Annotated in this window: 16 protein-coding genes; all 16 read right to left on the bottom strand. The window is 39.2% G+C overall.

The features are described from left to right. Window position 1: 1 nt before the first annotated feature. Complete coding sequence (locus CYP26_RS01405) at window positions 2–985, bottom strand: SU10 major capsid protein (RefSeq protein WP_103630089.1); 984 nt, start codon at window positions 983–985, stop codon at window positions 2–4. 131 nt (window positions 986–1,116) lie between these two features. Beyond that, window positions 1,117–6,156 (bottom strand): LPD23 domain-containing protein, encoded by a 5,040-nt coding sequence (locus tag CYP26_RS10215; protein ID WP_181000836.1) that lies wholly within the window; start codon window positions 6,154–6,156, stop codon window positions 1,117–1,119. Window positions 6,157–6,167: 11 nt separating this feature from the next. After that, window positions 6,168–7,331 carry a hypothetical protein gene (locus CYP26_RS01395; RefSeq protein WP_103630088.1) on the bottom strand — a complete coding sequence of 388 codons (1,164 nt, stop codon included), beginning with the start codon at window positions 7,329–7,331 and terminating at the stop codon, window positions 6,168–6,170. 26 nt (window positions 7,332–7,357) lie between these two features. After that, window positions 7,358–7,684, bottom strand: a complete 327-nt coding sequence (locus CYP26_RS01390; protein WP_181000835.1) for a hypothetical protein — start codon at window positions 7,682–7,684, stop codon at window positions 7,358–7,360. A 10-nt stretch (window positions 7,685–7,694) separates the two neighbouring features. After that, entirely contained in the window at window positions 7,695–8,348 is a 654-nt protein-coding gene (locus tag CYP26_RS01385) for an HIT family hydrolase (protein WP_103630087.1), read from the bottom strand. A 157-nt stretch (window positions 8,349–8,505) separates the two neighbouring features. After that, window positions 8,506–10,080, bottom strand: coding sequence for a portal protein (locus CYP26_RS01380; RefSeq protein WP_181000834.1), 1,575 nt, complete (start codon window positions 10,078–10,080; stop codon window positions 8,506–8,508). After that, window positions 10,067–10,339 carry a hypothetical protein gene (locus tag CYP26_RS01375; protein ID WP_141089617.1) on the bottom strand — a complete coding sequence of 91 codons (273 nt, stop codon included), beginning with the start codon at window positions 10,337–10,339 and terminating at the stop codon, window positions 10,067–10,069. The genes CYP26_RS01380 and CYP26_RS01375 overlap by 14 nt, the downstream gene beginning before the upstream one ends. Before the next feature lie 23 nt (window positions 10,340–10,362). Then, window positions 10,363–11,652, bottom strand: coding sequence for a phosphatase (locus CYP26_RS01370; RefSeq protein ID WP_103630086.1), 1,290 nt, complete (start codon window positions 11,650–11,652; stop codon window positions 10,363–10,365). Next, the gene (locus tag CYP26_RS01365) at window positions 11,645–12,112 is read right to left on the bottom strand and encodes a glutamyl-tRNA amidotransferase (protein WP_103630085.1); all 468 of its coding nucleotides are present in this window, start codon (window positions 12,110–12,112) and stop codon (window positions 11,645–11,647) included. The genes CYP26_RS01370 and CYP26_RS01365 overlap by 8 nt, the downstream gene beginning before the upstream one ends. Further along, the gene (locus CYP26_RS01360) at window positions 12,112–12,492 is read right to left on the bottom strand and encodes a DUF1064 domain-containing protein (protein WP_103630084.1); all 381 of its coding nucleotides are present in this window, start codon (window positions 12,490–12,492) and stop codon (window positions 12,112–12,114) included. The genes CYP26_RS01365 and CYP26_RS01360 overlap by 1 nt, the downstream gene beginning before the upstream one ends. Beyond that, complete coding sequence (locus CYP26_RS01355) at window positions 12,461–12,721, bottom strand: hypothetical protein (protein ID WP_103630083.1); 261 nt, start codon at window positions 12,719–12,721, stop codon at window positions 12,461–12,463. Before CYP26_RS01355 ends, CYP26_RS01360 begins: the two co-directional genes overlap by 32 nt. Further along, window positions 12,721–13,647 (bottom strand): N-6 DNA methylase, encoded by a 927-nt coding sequence (locus tag CYP26_RS01350; RefSeq protein ID WP_181000833.1) that lies wholly within the window; start codon window positions 13,645–13,647, stop codon window positions 12,721–12,723. The genes CYP26_RS01355 and CYP26_RS01350 overlap by 1 nt, the downstream gene beginning before the upstream one ends. Next, window positions 13,644–13,826: a hypothetical protein gene (locus CYP26_RS01345; protein WP_103630081.1), complete on the bottom strand. Its 183-nt coding sequence runs from the start codon at window positions 13,824–13,826 to the stop codon at window positions 13,644–13,646. The genes CYP26_RS01350 and CYP26_RS01345 overlap by 4 nt, the downstream gene beginning before the upstream one ends. Further along, a complete protein-coding gene (locus CYP26_RS01340; protein WP_103630080.1) occupies window positions 13,823–14,434 on the bottom strand; it encodes a DNA cytosine methyltransferase in 612 nt (203 codons plus the stop codon). The genes CYP26_RS01345 and CYP26_RS01340 overlap by 4 nt, the downstream gene beginning before the upstream one ends. Window position 14,435: 1 nt before the next feature. Next, entirely contained in the window at window positions 14,436–15,071 is a 636-nt protein-coding gene (locus CYP26_RS01335; protein ID WP_103630079.1) for a hypothetical protein, read from the bottom strand. Next, complete coding sequence (locus CYP26_RS01330; RefSeq protein ID WP_103630078.1) at window positions 15,071–15,904, bottom strand: helix-turn-helix domain-containing protein; 834 nt, start codon at window positions 15,902–15,904, stop codon at window positions 15,071–15,073. Before CYP26_RS01330 ends, CYP26_RS01335 begins: the two co-directional genes overlap by 1 nt. Window positions 15,905–15,945 lie beyond the last annotated feature (41 nt).

The raw sequence follows: 15,945 nt of genomic DNA, 5'->3' as shown, positions 1-15,945 counted from the left end.
ACTAAGCCTTTAAGCCAACGCCTATTGCAAATGCGTCTGCGTTTCTCACTTCTAGGCAGCTTTCAGTGTAGTATCTCTTTTGAATAGCTGTTTTTGAAGTAGTCACGTCTTTTAGTTCAGTTGGCACTAATAGACCATTTTTCATGTAGTCAAAATCTCCTGCAATGATACAATCACCCAAGCCGTATTTAGGGCTTAAGAAGCGGTGAAGTCTAAAATTTACCCTGCCAAAGTCAGTGTCTAGACTAACAACGCTAGAGTTGATATTTTTCTCGTTGCCGAATTGTCTAGTAGCTATTTTATTAATAGCTGGTTTTAACTCCGCGCCAATGAATACATCTTTTGGAGTTGTACCTGCATCCCAAATATTTTGAAGTAGTTGAGATAGCACGGTTTCAGTTAGTGCTGCTGGAGTGCCTTTCCAATCGCCTGAGCTATCAAATGCTACAACGTTACCACGCTTGCCACTTGCAAATGCTGCTGAGCCTTTAGCCAAGAAGTAAAATAAGCCTGCCATTTCGCCAGCTGTTGCGTCAGTTCTTACAGTTGGCGCTTTAAACACGCTCTTTTTAACATCAGCATCACGACCAAGACCAAAGATGGCGTACTCCATATCTAGCTTATGCTCTTTTGCTCTTTTAGCTGTCTCACGCTCTAACTCTTTACCGCCGTAAGTAGCCACTGCTTGCATACTTCTTGAAACGCTAACGTTTGAAGTGAAAATTTGCACTGCATTTGAAGTCTTTTGCACGCTTGATTTGATCTGATCGTCAAAGTCAGAAATTTCTAGCTGTGCGTTTTTCTTTGGGGCAGCTAAGCTGTCAGTTAGCCAAGAGTGCTCTATACCTTTAACACTTGAAGTGCCAATAAGTTTAAGTATAGGCGTCTCGTCAGCACCTATTAAGATTATGTTTTCATAGACTGAGGGCTTTAAGCCTTCACGTTTTGTAGCTGGGGCTTGAAACCCAGTTGTAGTTATTGCCATTTCTTTGCTCCTTTTATGCAATTTAATGGCAATTTATCATTAATGACTGTGCCAAATCTACCCAATTTTGGCAAAAAAGAATAAATTTTATTTAATTATAAAAAAGAGAGTAAGCCCTAAAAACAGGGCTTTTAATTATTTTTAGAGTTTTTAGTAGATATATAGCTAGTTTTTGCACCTTGACTAATTTTATTTTTAGTTAGTCTATTTACTGCTTTGGCTTTTACTCCGTCGCTTATATCTTTGTTTAATAACACTTTCTTAACTAAGCCTACCTTGTCGCTACTTGCGTCTATTGCATCAAGTAGTTTAAGCTTTGGGTTTTCAAACTTCATAGGCTCTTTTAAGTTTCTATCAGAATAAAAGGTTATAATGTTGTCAAGGCTGCCACTTGGGCTTAATCCCTTTTTCGTGGCTGGGCGAAGGTCATTAGTAATTGAGGACACGTCTTGGCTTTTGCCAAGCGGTAACCCTCTCCCTTCGCCATTTTTGTTACTAACTACTAGCTTAAACCTGACACCTTTGTCATCTTCCCACTCATAAATACGAGCATTTTTCTTATTTACAAATGGCTCTTTGTGTTCTTTAATAAAATTACGCACATTTTCACCCAAATTTAGCAATTCCTCTTTCGTAACAAAGCCAGCCTTATTTTCATCGTCTAAGTGCCTGATACTTATATGCTTAGCTCCTTTACCAATATTGCCTCGTTCGTATTTGATAGCATCATTTATGTTGTCTAAGTCTTGCTTTATTTGTGTAGAGTTCTTGCCATTATATGTGACATTATAAATGCCTCTTTTTTCTTTTAGCTCAGGTGGTTTTTTACTAAAATTTACTCCGTCTTCTCTACTTACAAATGTATCATTTGGATTTACATCAAAAGTCTCATGCGGATAAACTCTATCTTTTTTATTTAGGTTGAGCCTATTTTGTACGTTCCTTGCTTCAGCTTCACCATGAGAGAGGGCATATTTTTTATCATTTGTGTTGCTTCCTTTTGCAAACCCTTCAATATCTTGTATGGCGTGTTGGATTTCGTGCATTAAGGTTGATTTATCTGCTATTTCTCTAAGACCAATTTCTTTTTTAGCTGGGTCGTAATAGCCTTTATTGCCTGATGCATAAATATCATTTTCTTTATTAAAATTTCCATTGTTTTTCACATGTTTTATTTGGTTTGGGTTAAATGCAACTATTACGTTATCGTCTAATATGATGCTATCATATCCTGCATTTTGCAATTTATCTTTAAACGCTCTTGCCTTTGTATCATATTGTTTTAGGTTGGTATTTTTTATATACTCATAAAGACTTTTCCCAACACCATTTTTTATGTCATCTCTTTTTGCTAAATTCCCAAGCAATGCTTGATATTTTTTAACAGTATCATTTGTAATTTCTTCCCTTAAGTCAAAAGGCTTTTTGGCATTTATATATACCTCCATAACTCCGCTATTTGGTTCTTTTAGTCCATATCGCCCCTTTGAATATTCCTCGCTCAACCCTTTATCAGTTGTAAAGAAAAACCCCCACTTACTTTTATCAAACTTTTGGTCAAACTCGCTTATATTTGATTTTTTAGTCCCATGATAAAAAATTTTTGGGGTTCCATCTATGTTTTTAGTTAGTGGGGAGCTCTCTTTGTGCCAATCCTTTAAGTTTTTATTGTAAAGTTCATCTTTTATTTTTACTACGTTTATATCCTTTAACTCAGGATACGCTTTAAATAGCTCTTTATGCTCTAGCAAGTCGCCTAATTTATCTGCGTTTTGATTTTTGATTTTAGCTGGGCTATCATCTATCTCAAACTTCCAAGCGCCATCTTTATCTTTATACCAACCAGTGCTTTGCCAAATTTTAACTTCATCTTCGCCTTTTTCTAGCATAGCTTTAGCTTTTGAGAGTTTATTAGCACTAGCATTAAATGCCTTTTCTCCTGCAAAAGAATTTATACTATTGCTCTTTGCTGATCCATAAATTTTAGTTAATAATTTTGGATTATCTTTTGCCATTTGTGGCATCTTTTTGCCAAGTCCAAGAATAGAATTGTAAAGCTCTGGGCTTATGCGTTTAACTGCTGAAGCACTAAACTTTGACCCAAACAATGCATATATAAAACCTTTTGCAAACTCTTCAGGGCTTACGTTGCCATTTTCGTCAGCACCATTTGCTGTGCCACCAAGTAAGCCACTTGCTATATGTGGGCTTGCGTTTATTGTCTTAGTATTTTTGTCTTTTTGTGGTATAATGCTTTCATCAGAGCTAGAGAATGTGCTTTTTGCACCAGCCGTCGGTCCAACCTGATTAACATCAGCACGTTGGAGTGTAGGATATGGCGTCCCTACCTTTAGCTCTTTCTCATTAACTTTTCTTAGTCTATCCATCTCATTTTTATTTGTGCTTTTTGATAAGTGTCCTACAAGCCCACTTCCTTTTACTATGCCAAGCTTCCCTACACTCCCGTCTTCTAAGACCTTAGCTATTAAAGCTATATCTGGACGGTTGTTTTTAAAAAAGTGAGTTGGGTTATTTTTTATCTCTTTTAGCAGCCTATACACATCGCTTGGCTTTTTAAAAAGTTCAGGGTGCTTATTTTGTAAAATAAATAAATTTGCACTAAGCTCGTTATTATTTATTTCTGATAGTTCCCTCACCCAGTCATCCACGCTAATTTTTACATTTAAATCACTCTTTGGCGCTGGACTTTCTTTTGTGATGAAATTATCCCCTTTTATTTCTCCAGTTTGAGCCTCTTCTCTTAATGCCTTTACCTCGTTTTTAAAAGCTTTTAATAGTTTAGTTGAGTTCTCTGGTGCATCTTTTATCTCTATCTTTTCAAGATTATTAATGACGCTTTTTAGATCGCCTGCATTATTAATTGCATTTCTTATATGATTTTTTAAAGATGCGTCATTGCCTAATACTGGGAGTAGTGATTTTAACCTTTCAATGGCTAAATTTCTCTTCATTGTCATAAGTGCTCCAGTTACTGAATGCCCTATGCCTTGTTGTAGCTCTTTAGCCTTTGGATTAATCGCTGTTAGCTTTTCAAGCAGCGATGACGTGTTATTTAGTATAGGAGCTTTTTTGTTTAGCTCCCCCATTATCTCCACCGCTCTTTTACTCTCAAACGGAGCATTTTTTAAAGTATCACTCACTTTAGAAAAGTCAGTTATTCCATCTTTGGTAAATTTTTCTATTACACCACGGATTAGATTGGTTTCTAGCGCTTCTTGTTCACTACTGCTTAATCTAGCTGTAAGAGCTTTTAAATCTAAGCCATTTTCTGCATTAAGAGCTTTTAAGAGTGAGTTTGTTATATCGCCACTACTCTTTAGCTCACCCATTACATCATGGTAAATTTTAGAGTTTTGAAGTTCTTTAAAAAGAGCGTATTCGCTTCTTGCTTGTTTTAAAACATCTTTTGCTTTTTGGCTAAGCGCTGGGTTGCTAAAAGCTTGCTCGGCGACATTGTCTATTGCATTATCTACTGCTTCTATCATCTTGCCAAGTGTTTTTTTGGTACCTGCTGTGATAGCATCAGGAGCAGTTAGCCTTGCCATATCAGCACTTAGCACATTTCTTACTTCGTTAAGTCCTTTAAAACCTTTGGTGTTCCCTAATAACTCTAATGTACTATCTCTATATCCTGCTGGCAATCTTAATGCCTGAGTGCCAAGTTCATGCTTAGCTTGCAGTAAATTTGCGCTTGCTTCTTTGCCTACAAAAGCATCATCAAGAGCATTTATCACCTCGCCAAAATTATCTTTTGTGCGTTTTTCGTATCCGCTTAAAATATCTGCTGTCTTTTTCTTTTCTATCATATTAAGAAAAGCATTTTTTGCGTCTGCGTTTAAGTCGCTTGACATTTTATAAATTTTTGAAAAGCTTTTTGGGTCTCTTGCAACTGCATCGGCAATTATATCTGCTCCCTTAGCGTCGTTACCAAGAGCAGTTAAAAACAGATCCATTTCTCGCTCTCTTGTTCCCTCGCCCTTTATCATATCTCTTGTTATTTTTTGGGCTGGAGCTAAGATATTATCATTTACGTAGTTAATGCCTTTTTGTATCTTTTCATTGCCAACTTTTGGCAAAGTATAAGCTTGATCGTCGTTTAATAAAGTCTTATAAAGGTCATCGCCAAGTGCATTTTTAGATAAATTTTGAGCTGCTGCTGCGTTAGCCTCTCCGCCTAATTTATCCATTATTGCTTTTTCAGCCCCACCAATATTGTCATTTATTACATATCTTGCAAGAGGTTTTACAAGTGATAGATCAGAAGCTGTTTTTGCCCCTTTTTTTAACGCTTCTTTAACTGCTGGTGATGCCATTGCTGCTAGTGGAGCCGAGACTAAAGCATCATCGCTTGCGCCACGCAAAGCGTGTTTTAAATAATCATCAGTGGTTATGCTATCATCGCCTAAAATTCTTTTATCGGTAAAAACGTCCATTGCAGCACCAATGCCAGATGCTCCAGCTGTACCAAGAGCAGTAGTTATCGCCTTTTGTGCTGCACTTAGTTTTTTATTTGGCAAAAGATTAGACGCTAGAGTTATTGCCCCCATAGGCACGCCCATTTCGTTTAAATAGGTTGAGACGCTATCGCCGATACCTGGCTCATCTACTGGGATAAAATTATCTCCTTTTTGTAAATAATACTTGCCATTAGCCTCTCTTACGTCATCATAATTATTCTTTTTAGCCCAGTTGTAGAGCAAATTTTCAGTTCTTTCTTTCACCGCCTGATCTTTGCTCTCGTCACCTGTAAGCTGTGAGATAATGTTCCTATCATCGCTTGCGTGTTTTGCTCTTGCTAGTGCTTCAGTAGCCTTTTTTGCTTCTAATTCTTTGCCAGTAGCTCCGTCATAATGAGAATATTCAAGCATTCCACCTAACTCTTTACCTACCCCTTTTATGACATTTATTGGAGAGATTTTATCCGCAAACTCACCAACTTTGTCATACCATGTCTTTTCTTTTGGTGTAGCATCTACTGCTTTACTCATATCAGGAGCAGGCGGCGCATAAGTTGGCGCGCTATTTGCTGTTGGTTGCGTGCCTAATAAATTATCAGGTATCTCGACCTCTTTCATGCCGCTAGGTATTTTTACCCAGTTGCCACCTATCTGCATTTCAGTTTTGTTTTCAGGTATTTTTATCCAAGCCATTTTTTTGTTTCCTATCTAAAATTTATGCCAAGTGTTTTTGCATCTATATAATTTTTTTGTGAGTTGTTTTGGTTTGCCCCAATACTTCGTCCTTCTTGAGGTGAGATTTTTTGTTTTTCAGGCTCACCTCTTGGGTTGTAATAAAGCCCGTTAATCTGCGACTGTATCTCTGGGAGCATCCCTTCAAACTCTCTCATATCAACGCCCCCATTTTGCATTTGTTCAACTGTATTTTTATAATATGACCCCAACGCGTCAAGAGTGGCGTCATAATTTGAAATAAAAGCCTTATCGCTCGCTTCATCCCCAGTTGGGAAACTATTTATGAGTTGCTGATATTGCAAATTTGACATCTTACCGTCACCAAACACGCCTTTTGCAAAAAGCATTGCGTTGTTTAGAGCAGATCTAAAATCGTTCATTTGCTTGCCGTCAAAACCCAAATATTTTGCCCCACTATGCAATGTAGTATCAAGCCATCCAGTGTTTGTAGAGCTATATTTTTCTTTCGCCCTTTTTAGGCTATCGAGCAGTGTTTTTAGGTCGCTTAAGTTTTGCACTGATTTTTGTGCTAGTTGTTTTCTATCCACAAGAGACCCACTTGCCCCATTTAAAGCTTTATTTGTCTCTACGTTTATAACTGCTTTTTTGTAAGCTTGCACTTCTTGCGGAGACATATTTTCTGCCCAATCAGGCAACTTTGCCCCTAGCTTCTCAAATGCCAAATCGGTTTCTAAACTATCACTATTTACCCCATTATTATATCTTTGCACGTCAAAATTAAGTCTATTTGCATTTGTTTTTGCGTTTAGCATACCAATATTCGCCATTAATTGATTGTGGTAGGCGTCATTTTGATATTTGTTCGCTTTTAGGTTTAACTCTTGCCCCTTTATCCCAAGCTCGTCACGCTTAAGCCCTTGATTTATGGCATTGTTATTCGCTGTTTCAGTTTCGGTTGAAATATTGTGACGTATGTTTTCGTTTAGCCTATCTATATTATTTTGCTCGTTTGCTAAATTTGATCTATTCTCCTCTGCTAGCCTTTGTTTTGTGAAGTTGTTCTTTACACTGTCTTGATAAATGTCCCATAACGCTCTACCAGTTGCACCTACTGCGTCTATTGTGTTGGTGTTGTAGTTAAAGTCTACTTTATTTGGGTTAAAATACGGCATTTTCGCTCCTTTTTGTGAGGCTTAGATTAATAAGCCTCGTCCTCTTGTTGTTTGTGAAAGTTTGATGCGTTCCAAGCATTGACTAAATTTTGATTTGCTTGATTTTCTCTTTGTAGCTGTCTTTGTGAAAGCATCTTGTTAAAATCATAAGCATCTTTATTGAGCTTAAAAGCTTGTTTTGCTGCCTTGTTTTGGTTATAAGCACTCCATAATGCGCCACCAGTTCCCAAGGCTGTAAGCCAGTTAGGTGTGCCACCTGCATCACCACCGCCAAGCCAACTTAAAAAGCCACCGCCATTTTTGCCAGCCCCTTGTGCTATATTGCTTCCACCCCAGTCAAAAAATCCTGCCATTTTTTACTCCTTATAATCCTGCTAATTTCAAAAGCTCTGCGCCATATTCCACATCGCTCACGTTCTCGCCTTTTTTGGCTCTATCAAACGCCGATAGCTCACTGCTTGCATTTGAGCCGCTTAAAATTTCGTCTGGCTTCTCTTTGCTTTTTGCTACATTGATCATTCCCATTGCTACTGCTTTCCAGCCTACGTAGTTTTCGCCTAGTAGATCACTCATGCCGTGAGCTTTTGCAAACTCTGCTAGATCATCAGGGCGTATTGTTGGATAGTCCTTTTTAAACTCTGCTAGATTTTTGTCAAAGACTGCTTGGCGTCTAGCTTCCTCTGCTTGCGCTGCTTGTGCTTGTGTGATTTGATCCATTTGAGCTTTTAGTGCATCAAGATTTCCAAGACCTAAGCTATCAAGCAAGGCTTGTTTTTCAGGTTCAAGTTGTGGTTTTGCCCCTTGTGCTGATTGCTCTTTTGCTGCTAGCGCCTCAGTTAGTGCTTGCTTAATAGCATCTATATTTAGCTCCTCTTTCTTTGGCTCATCTGACACTGTCGCTGGCTCAGTCTTTGCTTCCTCTGCTGGCTGTTCTGCCACTTCGTTTGTTTCAGGCTCTGCCTGCTCGTTCCCATTTACGATACCTACTAATTCGTTTAGTGCTTCTTGCTCTGTCATTTATTACTCCTCTTTGTAATTTTCAAAAAAACTTAAAAGGCTTTCGAGAGTTTTAATGTTCTCAATCGCCCTTAACCTCATTTCATCGCTGTTTTTGTCATTTTGGCTAGCGGTAACACTTGCCGCATAAAGCCCTAATAGATACTCTAAAAAATCCCTAAACGCTTGGCATTGCGTCAACTGGTAAAGCTCCTGCTTCTGCGATAGGCTCTGCCACGCTTGGCAAAATAGCCTGTGGCTTAAGTTGTTTAGCAAGCTCACTCTCCTTTCCAATAAAATTCTCTGGGTCTTTTATTCCATATAGCGGTAGAAGCTCAAGTAAGATTTTCTCGTTTGCCTCTTTCATTCTATTTGCACCCTCGCCGTCTTGAAGTTGCAAGCACATACCAAATTGAGCTGCTATTACTTGGCTTGCATCCATTAGACTTTTCTTTTGCACCTCTTTGTTTAGTGCGCCTATGCCAGTGTTTAGATTGATGTTAAAGCTCGGTATTTCACCACGATTAAACCCTGCAAAAAATAGCGGATCACCATATTTCCAAACAAGAAATGCAAGGCGTTCAAATATAGGCTCAAAAAAGGTCTCATTGTAGGTTCTTATATACCCTTGAAGTCTTACGCTACCTTCATTTGCCATAATTGACGCCATTGTCGCTGTTTCTTGCCTAGTTGTTGGTGCTCCATTCTGCTGTGGGCTCACTCCGCTTACTTCGCTCATCTCTTGTTCGATCACTTGAAGTGTAGCCATTGAAGCGTTGATGTCGCCAGGCGGCACGATCTTGATGTCTGCTGGGCTATCGGTAAAAATCGCACCACTTGGGCGCTCTAAATCAGCTCTTGATATACTTGCACTTCGGTTAAAAATGATCTTTGGCGTTGCTTGATTTCTTGTTACGTCTGTAATTGAGTTTCTGATCGCATTTAGTTCATCTTGCAAAGGCAAAAGCGAGGCAAGAGCTGGCTCACCATAAGCACAAACAAATGTTTGATCAGTATTGCGTTTTGTTTGTGGCAACATATAGCCAAAAATAAATGGCTGTCCGTCTTTTAGTTCTACTTTATCTCTTAGTAGTTCGCTATTGTAAAGCGTGCTAACGCTCCATTTATCGTCGTTTAGCTCATATATCTCATTTAGACAAATTCTCTCATAAGGTCTATTCTCACTTAGATCAATTTGCTTAAATGTTTTATTTTTGATTAGCTTTTTGATGTCGTTTGTTGTAAGGTAAATTCTGTGCACGATATAGCGGATGTCGTCTGTATTTTTGGCATCAGGATCAAAATAGATGTCATTTATATCTACTTCCTCTATCTTTGCTTCATCTTTACCCCAAAACACTTTTACTACCGAGCTTGCCGAAAAAGCAGCTTTTAAAAAGATAGGCGAAAAAATCTTATATAAATTTATTTTGTCGCAGTAGAAATTTAGCGCCTCTTGCCACTTGTCGATCACATCATGCGTTGAGTTTATGTATGGCTCTAGCTTGGCAAATGTGTCATTGTTGAAATATGTTTCGGTTAGGCCGTCATATATCCTTTTTGCTTTTGAGTTGAGCTTTGGTATGTAGTTTTTGCTCTTGTTTCTCTCTTTTAGGCTGTTATATTGCTCGCTTTCTAACACAAGCAAATACGCATCATTTAGCTTGTCAAAAAACGGCTTATACTCCGCATAGCCGTTGTATGCTGTTTGCACTAGCTCCTCAAGGTAGCTTATTCTCTCATCGTTCGTCATTTTCGTGTCCTAATCTGTAAATTGTTCTTGTGCTGACATTTGCTAGCTCGCTCACTCTTTTTTTGCTAAGCCCTTTTTGTTTTAGAGCCGTTGCAAGTTTTACCCTTGCTTGCTTTGTAGGGATAAATTTTGCCCCTTTTAGCCACTCGCAAATCATCACACAAAAACAAAGACGCAAAGCCTCATCATCAAGCGTTGCCACTTTTCTAATTAGCTCTACATCAATACGCTCAAAAATATACTCGATTTGTTTTGCCAAATCTACCCAATTTTGGCACTCTTTCACCAAACGCCTCCGTCATCGTAGTTGATTGTGTTTATTTTTGCTGGCAATGGGTCAAAAAACGTAAGAGCAAGCGCATCCGCCAAGTCAGGGCTAAAGCCAAACTCTTTTTTGATATTCTCTTTTGGCAAGAGCAAATAACGCTCTTTCTTGTCATAGTAAAAACTAATGGTGCTAAGCTGTTTTTTTAGCTTATCATTTGGCACGATACTAAGTAATCTAAATTTCTCTTTGAGTGTAAAATATGCTTCCGCTCTCTTGTTGGCATAAAGTTTCTCATTTGTTGCCTTGTATGAAAATTTTGCCTCTCTGACTATACCACGCAAGCCAAAATCCACTAGAGTATCAAACACACCAGCCCCAACGCCCACGCTGTCGATAAAAATAGCGTCTGGCTTCTCTTCACTTCTCTCATAAATGCCAAAAATCTCTCTTGCTAAAGCCGTCACGCTATCAAGCCTAAATGTGTAAAAGTTTGTAACACCATATCCTTGTCTAATACAAAGCACGCTTTCATCGTCACCCTCACGTGCCACGTCTAGCCCCCAAACAATGCTGACTTTTTCATTTGGCATCTGCGTGCTAAATGCGTTTTCAATTAGGGCAAGATTAAAAAGCACGTTTGAGGTAGTATCTAAAAACTCGCCGTATATCTCTTGGCGTACTACGTCGCTATCTATACCGCCAAGCTCCGCCACCATTTCATCTATCTGCTCTTTTTTTAGTAGCGGATTATTAAAACTTGATATTTGAAAATTTACCCAGTCTTTCTCGCCACTCATTCCACGTTTGGCAAGGTCATAAAAGCGGTTTTTGCCTTTTGGCACACCGCCTATAAACGCTCTTGATTTTGGGTTATCTAGCAGCATTGCCCTTATGGCGTTGTCCCAAAGGTATGCATCTTTTAAGATAATGCCAGCTTCGTTTAGAATTACTATATCGTAGCCAAAACCCTCGATATTTTCTGGGCGTTCCGCACTTCTCATATCAAGGTAGCCCTCGCCAATACTTAGCTTTTTATCTTGTGCGTGAAATTTATATAGCTCTTTTGGTAGAGCTTTTAATTCAGGCAAAAAATAGCGTTCATAATATCTTTGTAGGTTTGATGTGATAGTATCTACCCAAAGCACTTTTTTACCCTCTAAAAGCCACTCAATAGTAGCATTTGCTACCCCCTTGGTAAATCCTACACGGCGCCCTTTCTCTATTGTTGTAAAGCGTGCGGTATTTTCAAAAAAGACTTCTTTTTGCCACGGCGTATAGGTTAGGCAAAGCGCAGTTTCACTCATCGCCTTTTAGTTCCTTTCGCTCAATGATTATCTTTTGCTCGCTTTGTATGTTTGCATTATTGATCACAGTATCGGCCTCACGCCCTAGCACAGTCTCTTTGTTTCTAGCCGTGATCCTGCTATGGGCTTCAACGTCTGCTATCCTATCGCTCATCTCTAGCATCTCATCCGCTTTCTTTTGATTTCTAAGCGCTGCGTTTTGAAAATAGATCAGGTGTTTAGTCTTTTCATCTACTATTTCGTGAAACGCTTTCACTTTTGTTTCATTTTCGTTGGCTAAAGCCGTATTTATCGCCACTTGTTGTTTCACTAATTCAGCATCTGCCTGGCTTATGCCGTTGCAAATTTTAAAAACTGCACCTATACTTACGTCATATTTAAAGGCTAAACTTTTCTTGCTAGCCCCTAATTGATACTCGGCTATGATCGCTTCTTTTGTCTTGTCGCTTATCTTTGCCATCAATAAATCCTAAACTCGCCCTCTATCACTCCAAGGGCTATTTTTCTCTCTAGTAGTTTTCGTTTTATTTTAAAAACGTCCGTTTGCATACCTTTCACGTCCTCTATTATCCGCTTGCCATTTTTAAGGCGATAGGTAAAATCTGCTATGTATCTGATCTCGCGCACAGTTCTAAAGCCTTGTCTTGTCGTTTCGTCTGCTATGGTGTAGCTAGGCATAAGCACAAACGACACTTGGCGGTTTAGCTCGCTTATCTCGCCAGCACGTTGCAAGGTCTCCAATTCTTGATTTCTACGCCACTCCTTTGCACTATCAAAGCCCTTGGTTTTTTTATTGTGATATTTGCTCCTAGCAATCACCAAAACGTTGCCAATTCTCATCTGCTACCTCCTCGTATTTTTCTATACTCTCGTGTTTGTGCGCGTGACACCATTGATGACACTCTCTACAAACGGCTATTTGCTTGCTGTCGTCCTTATCTGCTCCAAATCTGCCATAGCGGACGTGGTGGCACTCCATGCTTTGTTGCTTCTCGCATATTTGACAAAGTGGATACGCTTCAAGTAGCCTTAGTTGGTAGGCTTTATTTTTGCTTCTAGTTAGTCGCATTAATGCTCCCCTATATAGCTCTGAGCCGTCTGAATAATCTGTCTTGGAAACTCTTCAAAGTTTATCCCCTCAAAGTCACATACCAGCTTTGAAAAGCCAAGCTCTTTTTTCATATTTGCGATAAAGTCCGCCCTTGCTTGTAGCTCAGTAGCTACTGCATCAAATGGCGGTTTTACTTTCTCTTCATAAACATACTGGCTTACACTAAGATTAAAGTCGTTTTTTGCAACCTCTTCAACGCTCACGCTTTTGCTTAAATTTAGCTCTTTGTCTGTAAAAATTATGCTTGTATCTTGCTTGTTTTTCTTATACACGATGATGCATGTAGCCACGCTCGTATCATCAAAATATCCGCCAGGGATTAAGATAGCTTCGTTTATGAGGTTCTTTTCAACTAGAGCTTTTCTTATCTTACCCTCGCTATTGCCACGATATAAAACGCCAGGGAAATTTATAACCGCCGCACATCCATCATCTGAGAGGTAGTGGAGTATATGCAAGTTAAAAGCGTAGTCGGCTTTGCTCTTTGGTGCTAATGCGTAACCTGCAAATCTCTCATCAAAAAAGACGCCCTCGCTATCCCAAGGGATGCTAAAAGGTGGATTTGCTACGATGGCTTTAAACTTTTTGTCTAAAAATGCTGGCTCTTTTAAAGTATCTCCGATAACGCCATTAAAATTTACTAAGCTATTTTTAGCGACTTCAACCTCGCTGGCGTTTATATCTTGACCATATTTAGCCACATCGTCGCCAAAGACGCTAAGCAATGCACCACGACCACAAGTTGGATCATAGACCTCTTTTATATCGCTTACTTCTTTTTCGACTATCTCTTTAAGCATCTTGCTAAGCTCTGGCGGAGTGTAGAATATGCCATTTGCTTTAAAATGCTCTCTTATGGCTTTAACGCTATATTCGTTTGTCAAAATAGCCCCCTTGTTTCTTCGTCCTTGTGCTTCTCGTTCCACTTTCTCATTACTTCAAGCACTCCGTTTGCGTCCTTACGACTTACCTCGAAGCTATCAAGTATCTTTTTGTTCTCGTCTGCTACTTTTGCGATTATGCTCGCTCCGCTTTCGGTTATCGTGATATATACGGCTTTCATTTGCTCTCCAAGTAACGTTCAAATATCTTTTTGCCTATCTCGTAATCAACTTCATTCCTTATAGCCTGGCGTTTATTTGTTATATTAAACTCGCTCAAGTCGAGGTCTTTAAAGTCGCCTATTTTAACTTTCTCTATGATCCTGAATTTATCATTGCTTAAAAAAAATAGATCAAAATTAGCCCAAAAATAGTGCCTACCTATCTCGGCAGTTGGTTTTATGAGGGGCTCATAATATGGCACTACATTCTCAATCACAAAAGCCGTTTTGCAAAACGTCTTAAGATATGATATAAGTTCATAAAGCCTAAAATCAGGCAATTTTCTAGTATGCTCCCAACGTAAATTGTTGCCAGTATTTAGTCTGCTATGAGTTTGACAAGGTGGAGACGCCCATATAAAATCAAAATCTAAATAATTTTTAGCGGCATAGTCCCAAGCGTCACCTACTATTACGTTGTCATTTGGATAGCGTTTTGCATAAGCCTTTGCTATTTCAGGGTCAAACTCAACAGCGGTCACTTCTATGCTTATGCCTTTTTCTTTTGCTACGTCGTTCCAAAACTTACGATTACCGCCAAGCCCTGCGAAAAGATTTAAAATTTTCATCTCACGCTCTCTTTGCTATATTCGCCGCAATGGCAGATAGCCCAAGTCTTAGCCTTGTTCTTGCTTCATCGCTCATTTCTATCGGTGTGTCTGGGTCAGTTGGGAGCAAATTTACGTTATTCGCCACCTCTATTTTTGCCTGCTCTTTCTCTTTTACTTCTCTTTCGCTTACGTATTTGATCACGCCGATACGTTTTTGGTTTTCAAAGAGCCACGCATAAACTTCTGCCTCGCTATCGCTGCTTAGCTGTACTGGCTTGCCTGCTTGGTTGATCTGATAGTGGTTGATTAAGTTGCCGTATTCATCTACGCCAATAATTACAAAATCTTTATATACTGTGCCATAGCAAAGCCTCTCATTGCGAAAAAATGTTTTTACAAACTCTACTAGCTGCTCGATATTTTTAAAGCTAAATTTGCCATCTCTGATCGCCTCTAGCGCCCTTTGTTTTCTAAAAGCTGCTACGGCGTTTTTTGTGATTAGCTCACTTGATTGCTTTGGTTGGATAAAGCTTGTCCTATATGCGAAAAATGGGATAATATCCTCATCTTTTAGTGGCTTAAGTAGCTCTGCTGTAATTAGTGCTTGTGTTTCATTTACGCCAAGCGCTTCTTTGATCGTTTGTATGCGGTTCATTAAAACGGCTCCTTGTTTTCGATATTTGCCACGTTTTGATTTGCTATGGCGTTCGTTTCTCTTGTGCTTTCGATGTAGTAGCTCACATCGCCACCAAAGCGTCTTACGTCCTCTACGCTTAGGCTTAGCCCATTTTGTGCTTTGTAGGTTGGCTTTGGCTTAAACACCCCCTGCCACTCATTACATATTGCTTCTCGTATGCAAGCATTGACGTCTATGCCCTCACTCGCCCATTTAGCCCACTCGCTAAATTTCATCTCGATACCATTAGAGCTTAATTTCTCTCGTCGTTCTTTTTTGTAGGCTAGATATTTTTGCCATAGGTTTGGATCAATGAAATCAGGTAGCAAAATGTCCTTAGGGGGTAGGGGGTTAATTGACGGTTCTTTGGTGGTTCTACTGACGGTTCTATTGGTGGTTATATTAATAGGGGTGACACCCTTGTCACTATGCAATGACACATTTGTCACCACCATAGTGTCATCAGTGTCACTATGTGATGTCATAGATGTCACTGCCTCTTTTCCGTTTGTCATCATAGGGGGCGTCTGTGTCACCCTCTCATTTTCACTCACTATTTTGTATAAATTTGTCCTGCTTGTTCCGTCGTTTAGTTCTCTTTTTTCTTTTTGCAAAAATCCAAGCTCAGTTAGCTTTTCAACTGCCCTTATTGCCGTTCTTTTAGATTTTGATATTTTTTTAGCCAAAACTTCATAGCTAGGGTAGCAATAGCCCTCATCATCTGAAAAGTCAGCTAAAGCCATAAGTGTTAGCTTTGTGGTGCTATCTTCGATCTCCATATCCCAAACTTGGCTCATTATTCTTATGCTCATCTAAACCCCCTCCAAGTTTCATAGACTGTTGCAAGTATCAG

It is taken from the genome of Campylobacter concisus (assembly GCF_002913225.1).
GTDB lineage: Bacteria > Campylobacterota > Campylobacteria > Campylobacterales > Campylobacteraceae > Campylobacter_A > Campylobacter_A concisus_J.
Note: the sequence above shows the minus strand (reverse complement) of the source record. Positions and strands in the feature narration are given on the sequence as shown.